The organism is Parachitinimonas caeni, from assembly GCF_030129945.1.
Lineage (GTDB): Bacteria > Pseudomonadota > Gammaproteobacteria > Burkholderiales > Chitinimonadaceae > Parachitinimonas > Parachitinimonas caeni.
The window spans coordinates 1-9,906 of the sequence record NZ_JARRAF010000066.1; the positions used below are offsets into that span (position 1 = coordinate 1).

Sequence of the window (9,906 nt, forward strand, 5' to 3'; positions counted from 1 at the left end):
CCGCCAGCCGTACTGCGGGTGCGGCAGTCTCGGCAGACAGGGACCGGATCGGGTCGTCGGCGCTGGCGTATTGGCTGAGGAGGGTGTCAAGGCGGGCGGCGGCCTGGTCGGCAGCCGGTACGGTGCGTTGGCAGTGGCGATAGCCGGTCAGGGTGCCATCGGGGTCGTACAGGCATTGCTGCAGCTGGCCATCGGCCTGCAGGGTGGCTTGCAGGCGGCCCTGGGCGTCGTAGAAGTGGCGGCTGGTGTCACCGCTGCCATCCAGTGCCACCACCACCCCGTTCAGCCTGCCTGAGGCATCGTAGTCGTAACGGGCGTGGGCGCCGTGGTCACTGTCTGCCCGGTCGAGTCGACCATCGGCATGGTAGTGGTAGTCGGTATGTCCACTCGTCCCCAGCCGTTGTTGCAACTGGCCGCTCTGCCCATGAAATCGCTCGGTCACCTCGCCCAGTCGCCACACCAGCTGGTCGCCCTCGCGCTGCAGGCTGGCCAGGCTGCCGTCTGCGGCGACATAGTGCTGGCTGGCCGCGTCCCAGCCAAACCCCGTGTCATGGCCCGCTTCGTCATGCCGGTAGACCGTCTCCCCTTCCCACCGCAGGCGCGGCACCAACCCTTCCACCACCGCCCCAGGCTCCCCCGACATCCGCCCCTGACGGTCATACGTCCCTACCGTCGGCAGCTCCTGGCCAAGCAGGAGTTCGTCATGCTCGCGCACTGATGCAGGCGTGATCGCCTGGGCTGAAGATGTCTGCGCCCCCTGACTACTGGTGCTTTCGCGGTCACCAAACTGGGGTAAAGAAGTATTGATTGCAGAATTGCTTTGGGAATGAACAGAGCTAACCATATGTAATCTGAATTCTTGTCGAACAAAATAATGTGAACAGCACGCGAGGCCGAGGCTTCATCAGCGTCATTTATGACCAATAGTCACTTTTGACGCATAGTGACTGAGCTTCAACGCTCGATCCTTGTAAAAGCAGCGGGGGTATAAGGGCTTATCCGAAAGTGACAGCGAAGGGGGCAAACTGCAGAAACTCGCAGTGAAAATGAAGAAACATCACAAGCCAGCGAGACAGTCAATAAATATATAAATTATTGTTTTATATAAGTATATTTAGAATATACCTGCACCGCACTTCTGTCTTCCAAAGGAAAAGTCAATACGAGAAAACAGCATATTATACTGCTTTAGGTACTGACAAGTTAATCAGCGGAATGGCCATTGCCATATGCCGGTGCGTAAAAATCACACCCATCGCACTGCTCCCCGAATTCAGGCTGCAGCAAGGGCATTGGTAATGATCTGCCAGGCGAGAAATGCCTTTTCACGCGCAGCGCGGTCATCAGCCCGACTGAGTAAATGGCGACGACAACGAAACAGCTTGTTGATGGGCCCGTGAGCGGACAGAAAGCGTTGAGCTTGTGTCGGCGATTTGAAGTGTCGCATCGGCTTCTCTTTCAGCCGGGTGGGCTGATGGGACACCTCTGCGCGGTTGTTCAAGCCCTTGTGTTGTCGGTGCTCAACCCCCGGTAGGATGTCTTGTTTGGCCGCTGCGTAACGCTTGAGCTTGTCCGTAATCATGACGCGTGGCGCGTAGCACAAACCCTTTAACAGCTTGCGCAGAAAGCGTTTGGCGGCATGACGGTTCCTTCGGCTTTGCACCAGAATATCCAGAACATTACCCTCCTGATCAACAGCGCGCCATAGATAGTGGCGCTTGCCATTCATGGAAAGGTAGGCCTCATCCAGATGCCATTTTTCCCCTCGCTTTGGGCGGCTACGCCTTAAGGTATTGGTGTAGGCCTGACCGAATTTCAGGCACCATTGCCGGATCGTCTCGTTGCTGACGAGCACGCCTCGTGAGGCCAGCAACGCTTCAATATCACGGAAGCTGAGGCTGAATCGGTGGTATAGCCAGACCGCATGGCTGTTGACTTCAGCCGGGAAACGGTGGCGGTGGCAGAGGGACTCGTCCATGCCAACATCTTAAACCTCCGTTTAGACCGAAGTTAACTTGTCAATACCGTTTGAGGTTGCGTTTGACAACCTGGCCCAATAGCCGGATTGATGAGTTGCTCCCGCTGAATTCAACGACCGCTAGCTGACTCGAGTTCCGGTCGCAAGGTGGCCCGACCGGACGCATACCACCGGTTGGTGGTTATGGCAGCAGAACCAAAAAAACAGCCCGGTCTGGTACCGGGCTGTTTTAACTGAATCAGGAAGTCGTCAAATTACCAGCTCGCCGCGATCTGGCTCATCGTTTGATCCTGATAGTTCAGTAGCGTGCCACTCTGACCGGCGTCTTGCGGGTTGAACCCTGCCATTGCAGAGATCAGCAACTCTGTTTGCAGTGCAAGGCTGCTTTCATCCTGCCACTGTGCAGGGCAAGTTTCGGAAACCGACACAGAGGGGGCCGCGTCACTGATCATTTCTCCAGACCCCGCCGCACGGGCTTGGGCATCCACGTCGCTCAGGGTCGTACCATCCGAGAATTTGAATCGTTCGACCCGGTATTGACTACCACCGTACCAATTCTGAATGACCAGTTTGTCTGTGGTTCCTTTCAATTGAACTTCAAGATGGTTGTTGACCTTCTTGAACGTCACTTGTGAAGCAGTAATGCCCCCAGCAAACTCAATGATGTCCTGATTACCCGTCACTGAGTCGTTTTCGATGATGGTATCGACACCATAGCCTATGGCCATCCGGTAGGTATCATTTCCACTACCACCGGTCAGGGTATCATTACCAGCAGCACCGTCCAGCGTGTCGTTGCCTGCTGCGCCATTCAAGCTGTTGGCTCCTGTATTGCCGACCATCAGGTTCGCAGCGGCATTGCCGGTACCGTTGAGGGCTGAGCCGCCCGTCAGCGTCAAGTTTTCCAGATCACTTCCCAGCGTCCAGTTGACCGATGCCAGCACGGTATCCGTCCCGCTGTTGGCGGATTCAGTGATTTTGTCGCTGGCGTTATCGACGATGTACGTATCGTTACCAATCCCCCCGGCCAGGCTATCAACCCCCGCCCCACCATCCAGGGTGTCATTACCGGCGTTGCCGCTCAGACTGTTCGCCCCGGCGTTGCCGATGAGCACGTTGCCAAGATCGTTGCCCGTTGCATTGATGGCGCCAGTACCGGTCAGGGTCAGGTTCTCCAGCTCGGCAGCCAGGGTGTAGCTGACTGAGGCTTGTACCAGGTCGTTACCTTCGCCTGCCAGTTCGATAATGCTGTCGCCGGCGTTATCCACCACGTAAGTGTCGTTGCCAGCGCCGCCTTTCAGCGTATCGGCACCAGACTTGCCGTCGAGCACATTGTTGCCGCCATTACCAACCAGTTGGTTTGCCAAGGCATTGCCGGTAGCGGTCAGATTGGCCGTCCCTTGCAAGGTCAGGTTTTCCAGATTGTTACCCAAAGTGAAGCTGACGGATGCCTGGACATGGTCAGTGCCTTGATTGACGGCCTCGACTATCACATCGCCGGCACTGTCTACCAGATAGCTGTCATCACCATCACCCCCTGACAGGCTGTCATTGCCGGTGCCGCCATCCAGAGTGTCGTTGCCAGCCGCCCCTTCCAATGTGTCATTGCCGGCCAAGCCGCGCATCAACTCACCTTTGGCGGTGCCGATGAGTTTGTCGTTTCCAGCGGTTCCATCAATCGAGCGCTGTGGGATCGGCCCGCCTTGTGCAATCGCCAGCATTTCGGCGTGTGTGAAGGATTCGCCCGTTGCAAAACGGTAGGTGCTGATGGTTGAGGCACCTAGATCTGGATCTTTGATCAGTTCAACTTTGTCAGTTGCCGAATAGTTCAACCAGATTGAGCCATTATCTGGATTGGTCTGGAATTTGATGTCCTGTACGCGGATACCTGCACCAAAGCGGATTTCGTTGCTGCCAGCGTTATCCCAAAGGGTGGTCCATGTCGTTGTGAGGGTGCCATCACCCTGATCTACCTGCTGGGTTGCGTCATCACCCAGGTTGAATAGGTAGACATCGTTACCTTCACCCCCTTGCAGACTATCGACACCCTGGCCGCCATTGAGGGTATCGTCGCCCGCATCGCCATTGAGGTTGTCGTTGTCGCTACCGCCTTCCAGGCTATCCGCATCGGCGCCACCACTGAGGTCATCGTTGCCGGCACCGCCCAGCAGCGTATCCAGGCCATCATCGCCTGTCAGGCCATCGTTGTTCTCGCCACCATCCAGCAGGTCATTGCCCATCCCGCCCGCCATGACATTCATGCCGGTGCCGCCCAGCAGCTGGTCGTTGCCATCCCCGCCGCTCATCCAGCCATCACCCAGACCTGCTTGTAAAGTATCGTTGCCCGCTTCGCCTTCCAGAGCATCATTACCATCGCCCCCGAGCAGCAAGTCATCGCCATCGCCACCTAACAAGTTGTCGTCTCCGGCATCGCCCTTGAGCGTGTCATTGCCCATGCCGCCGAAGAGGTCGTCATTGCCTTCACCGCCATTCAAGAGGTCGGCATCGCCCAGGTCAGAGCCTTCATCGTCGCCGCGCAAGACATCATTGCCATTACCGCCGGACAAAGTGTCTTTACCATCGCCGCCCTCCAGCCCATCTCGGCCATCGCCGCCGTCAAGCGAGTCATTGCCGGTATTGCCTACCAACTGGTCGTTGCCATCGCCACCCAGCAAGCGGTCAGCTCCTTCGTTACCATCCAGTGCATCATCGCCAGCGCCGCCGTCGAGCGAGTCATTGCCGATGCCGCCGATCAGGATGTCGTTACCGCCATGGCCGAGCAGACTGTCGTTGCCGGCAGCGCCATAAATCTGGTCATCGCCAACGCCGCCCGCCAGGGTATCGGCACCCGCGGTGCCTTGCAGTTGCTTGCCCATACCGGCCAACAATTCGCTCAGGGTGCGTACCGTGCCATCGGCAAAGCGGAATTCACTGATTGCCCCAGCTTCACCATTGGTAATCTGGATTCCATCACCACCGGTGCCGTATTGCACGATCAGATCACTGCCACTTAGCGAAACTTTCAGGTCGGTAACGGCGATGCCCGCCCCAAAGCTTGCAACGTTGCGGGCACCATTACTGGTGTCGTCAGTGATGAAGTCCCAGTTGTCCCCCAGATTGAAGCGATAGGTGTCACTGCCTGCACCACCGATCAGGCTGTCGTTGCCGGCACCGCCATCCAGCGTATCGGCGGCGGCGCTACCGGTCAGGGTGTCCTGGCCGGCCAAGCCTTGCAGATGACCACCGGTTTGGTTGTTGATCTGCAGCCGGTCATTGCCAGACGTACCGGTAACAATGCCAACCGGTACTTTGCCAGCGCTGCTGGCCAGCAACTCGGCGTAGCTCAGGCTGCGGCCATCCGCAAAGCGGAAACTCAGGCTGGCATTGGCCGCATTGTCGCGGATCTCGATGACGTCGGTCTTGGAGTAAGCCAGCAGGAAGCCACCGCCTGCCTTGGTTTCGAGGATCAGGTCTTGCGGTTGGATGCCGGTTCCAAATTCGAATACGCAACTGCCGTTGAGTTTGATCTGGGTCATCTTGCCGGCAACGATGGCGTCGTCGCCTTGGGCGAAACGCAAGGTGGTGACGGGGTTACCCGTGCCAGAGGAGTTGGAGACCATCAATTCGTCGACGCCAGTGCCAGCGATAATCGTATCGTTGCCTGTGCCCCAGGCATAAATGGTGTCGTCGCCAGCGCCGCCATCCAGCAGATCGTTGCCTGCATCCCACGATCCTTGGCTTCCTCCCCATAGCACATCGCTACCTTCGCCACCTTGCAAGGTGTCATCCCCGCCTTGGCCAGCCAGGACGTCATTGCCTTCCCCGCCGTCCAGAACATCATTGCCACTCCATGTCTGGAAGGCAGTTGCATTACCTGCGGGAATCGTGTCTGCACCACCCAGTAGCGTGTCGTTGCCGACGCCGCCATACAGGCTGTCATTGCCCGAGCCGCCATCGAGCAGGTCGTTGCCGTCCTCGCCGAACAGCTTGTCTGCGTGTCCGTAAGCCGGCTGGTCTTTTACGACTGGGTTGCTCTCTGCCGTGAGTGTGTCGCTTCCCAAGCCGCCATAAACCTGACGGTCGTCGCGATTCAGGCTGGTTGAGAGATCGATTTTGTCATCGCCGGTGAGCAGGCTTCGGGCTTTGGACGCCAGATCGGCAGCTTGCCAGACCGTGCCATCGTTGAATTGAATCTGATCAACCTGGCTTTCAGTCTGTGGATTGAGTGCAAAGTAGCCGCTCAGATGGGCCAAAGGCTGACCGCCCACCATCAAGACGAGATCTGCCCCATTGCGGGCCAGAGCAACATCGGCCGGCTTGATTGAGGTGTGCAGTTTCAACGTGTCAAAGCCGATCGTGTCGGTGTATTCAAGGCGCAGGGAACCCCCTGTGGCAGCCTGGACATAGCTGTCGTTGCCGGAGCCGCCACGGATCGCCTCCGCGGCATCACCCCAAACGATCTGGTCGTTGCCATCACCACCATCGAGAATATCGATGCCGGCACCGCCGTCCAGATTGTCGTCGCCGTCGCCCCCTTGCAGGGTATCGTTGTCTGCGCCGCCCAGCAGGGTGTCATTACCCTGATCGCCGGACAGCTTGTCCGCGCCAGACCCTCCCGAGAGCCAGTCGTTGCCGTCTTCTGCGCTGAGGAGGTCATTACCATCGCCTCCGTCCAGCAGATCGGCGCCTGCCCCGCCATTCAGCGTATCCTGGTCACTGTCTCCGCTGAGCGAATCATTGCCGTCGCCTCCTTGCAGATTGTCTTGTCCCGCTCCGCCGAGCAGGGTGTCCTGACCCAGGCCGCCTTGCAGGATGTCGTTGCCAGTACCGCCATTCAGCTGGTCGTCGTCGTTATCACCGAACAGCTGATCATCGTCTTCGTCGCCGAACAGGGAGTCATTGCCAGCGCCACCGTGGATGTAGTCGCGTCCCAAACCACCGCGAATCAGATCGGCTGTCGTCAGGCCATCAATCGTGTCGTTACCGTCAGTCTTGAGCAGGTTGGCCAACTGGTTCGCCAAGTCGCTGACTGACCAAGTGCCACCATCAGTGAATTCCACCCGTTCAACCGGAGAAACCCCGGCGACAGCAAAAAAGTCGGCTACCTCAACGATGTCCTGTCCGCCCGGCAACATAAAGAGCAGGGCATTGCCATTGCGCTGCAATGTCACATCCGAAGGCCGAATGCCTGTGCCAAAGACAATCCGGGCATTGTTGGGTCCGGCCTGTGGGTTTAAAAACAGGCTGTCATGCCCATCGCCCAGACCAAATTTGGCGATGACCTGGCCCGTGGTCCCCGCAGACCGGCTGCTGGCGCTGATGAAGTCATCCCCCGTCCCGCCTTCCACCCAATTCGTGCCGTCCCCCGCATAGATTTCATCGTTGCCGGCACCCCCTTGCAGTGTGTCGTCGGCTTGGCCGCCATCAAGCAGATCGTTGCCCTGGCCACCTATCAGCAGGTCTTTGCCTTCAAATCCATAGAGCTTGTCATTGCCTGCGGCGCCATCGAGGGTATCGTCACCGACATCTCCCCGCAGCTCATCAGGACCTGCCGTGCCAATCGGCCGGACGCTACCGACTTTGACGAGTTGCTTGAATTCGCTCAGGGACAGGCTTCGGCCATCAGCGAAACTGAAAGTATCAATCGCGCCTCCCAGAATGCCTTGAGCCAGAACGATGACCGCACCACCAACCTGTAGCTTCAGGTTACGGGCATCAGGAATCAGCGTGACATCATCCAGTTTGATGCCCGCGCCGAAGGCAAGGCGGTTACTACCTTGGCTGTCTTCGACCACGACAGTGCTGTTGATCAATGTGTCCGCGAGCTCAATCAGGTAGACATCGTCTCCATCCGAACCCTGCAGCAGATCATTGCCACCACCGCCGTGTAAGGTGTCGTTGCCCAGGCTTCCTTTGAGGGTGTCGTTGCCAGCATCTCCCAACAGGCGATCGTCACCCATTCCACCATCAATCTGGTCGTCGCCATCATTGCCTTCCAGGGTATCGCCAAAGGTCGAACCACTCAGAATGTCGGCAACTCCGCCCCCGTAGCTGTTTACTGCTTTGTCGGCCTGATTGAAGTTCTGATTGACCATGCCATCGTAGAAGCGATTCATGATCTGCTTCTGATTGAATTCCGCGCTGTCTGGGTCGCTCAGGGCCGGTGAAACGGCTTGAGCATCGGCCCCATCCATGGCCGAGCCGGCTGCGGCAGGCGCGCTGCCAAAGCGCCAGTTGAAGTTGGCGCTACTGGCGGCATTCTTCAATACAAATGCCTGGCCATTGCGGGTAACCAGCAGATCGCCGCCATTACCCAGGTATTTGAGCTTGGTACCCGTCGCGCTACCACTGCCAAATACCAGCGTGTTACGTCCGCCTTTATCTGCAATGGCATCCAGTGTGGCACCCGCCGTATCGGCCGTCATATCGCCGACCAGATAGACGTCATCCCCCTCACCGCCATCGAGCATGTCGATACCGACACCGCCTTGCAGCGTGTCGTTACCGCTATCGCCCTGCACGTTGTCATCGCCGCTTCCGCCCGATAGAACGTCGTTACCGGCACCACCGTACAGCTCGTCGTTCTCGCCATCGCCTTCGAGCTTGTCGTTGCCTTCCCCGCCCCATAGGCTGTCGTTGCCCTGGCCGCCCAGAATCAGATCGTCACCGGCCTGGCCGTCAGCCTCATCATTGCCTTGACCGCCGCTCAGGCTGTCGTTGTCACTGTCCGAGGTCTGGCTGCCGCCATTGCCCAACAGGAGATCGGCGCCGTCGCCGCCTTCGAGCGAGTCATTACCTGCGCCCCCAAGCAGCGCATCCGTACCGGTGCCGCCCAACAAGGTATCGTGCCCGGTCTGGCCAACCAGCGTGTCATTGCCTTCACCGCCATCGAGCAGGTTATTGCCTCCCCACTGTTTGGCATCGACCTTGAGCTCGCGGATGATCAGCAAGTCATTACCCGCATCACCACTGAGCTGGTTGCTGCCCAGGCCACCTTCCAGCGTGTCGTTACCGGCACCGCCCTGCAGCGTGTCGTTATAGTTACGGGCCACCAGCTGGTTGCCATCGGTCGCATCAAACGAGAAATCACCCAGAACAAAGTCATCGCCTTCGCCACCATCCAGCGAATCAGCGCCATCGGCACCAATCAGGGTGTCGTGGCCGGTTCCGCCTTTGAGTACATCATCAAAGGTGTAAGTGCGCATTTCGCTGAGGAATTGTTCGAGCGTCTGTTCGGCCGACTGCCATTCCGCCCGCTCAATATCGCCAACCAGCAAGTCGTTACCATCGCCACCATCCAGAATGTCGTTGCCGGTCTGGCCGCGCAGCATGTCGTTGTCGGTACCGCCTAGCAGCACATCATTGCCACGCCCGCCCAACAGCACATCATTGCCGGCATCTCCTTCGAGCTGGTCATCGCCTTCCAGGCCCGCCAACTCATCGTCATCTGCCCCACCATGCAAGCTGTCGCGGCCATCACTGCCTTCGATCAGATCATTGCCTTCATCCCCCCAGGCGGCGATGCCAGCCTGATTCGCATTATTGCTTTCGCCGGAGACGCTCCACGGGCCGGTCGCCGCAGACTGCCCTGACGTGTTGGAGATAGGCTTGACCAGAAAGCGGCCCTGAGCAATGGTCTGCTCAACCATATCCTCGCCATTGACCTTGATCGGCTGGGCATCCACCAACTGTGAATAGCCAGACAGCCCCGGTTCGGCGAAGTTGATACGGAACGGTTGCAGGTCCCAGGCTGCCTGGTTAGGGACGGTAATGGTCTGCTGATACTTGGCTTGCAGTCGGTCAGTCAGCTCGAAACTCCAGCCAGTGACGCTATAGCCACCGATGGCTCGCCAGCCGGTTTGCGGATTCTTGCTGGTGCTCAGAATCTTCCAGTCGTTGTAATACTCCTTCCAGATTCGTTGCCATTC

General features: G+C 58.2%; 3 protein-coding genes. All 3 read right to left on the bottom strand.

The genetic code is table 11. The features are described 5' to 3' along the window. On the bottom strand, positions 1–844 hold an 844-nt coding region (locus PZA18_RS23020; protein WP_284103243.1), incomplete at its 3' end, for a hypothetical protein. 429 nt (positions 845–1,273) lie between these two features. After that, the gene (locus PZA18_RS23025) at positions 1,274–1,978 is read right to left on the bottom strand and encodes an IS6 family transposase (protein ID WP_284103244.1); all 705 of its coding nucleotides are present in this window, start codon (positions 1,976–1,978) and stop codon (positions 1,274–1,276) included. 254 nt (positions 1,979–2,232) lie between these two features. Further along, a partial coding sequence (locus PZA18_RS23030) for a calcium-binding protein (protein ID WP_284103245.1) occupies positions 2,233–9,906 on the bottom strand: 7,674 nt, incomplete at its 5' end.

Excerpts from the sequence above, each read along its gene's own strand:
- PZA18_RS23025 (WP_284103244.1), bottom strand. The coding sequence starts at position 1,978 with ATGGACGAGTCCCTCTGCCACCGCCACCGTTTCCCGGCTGAAGTCAAC.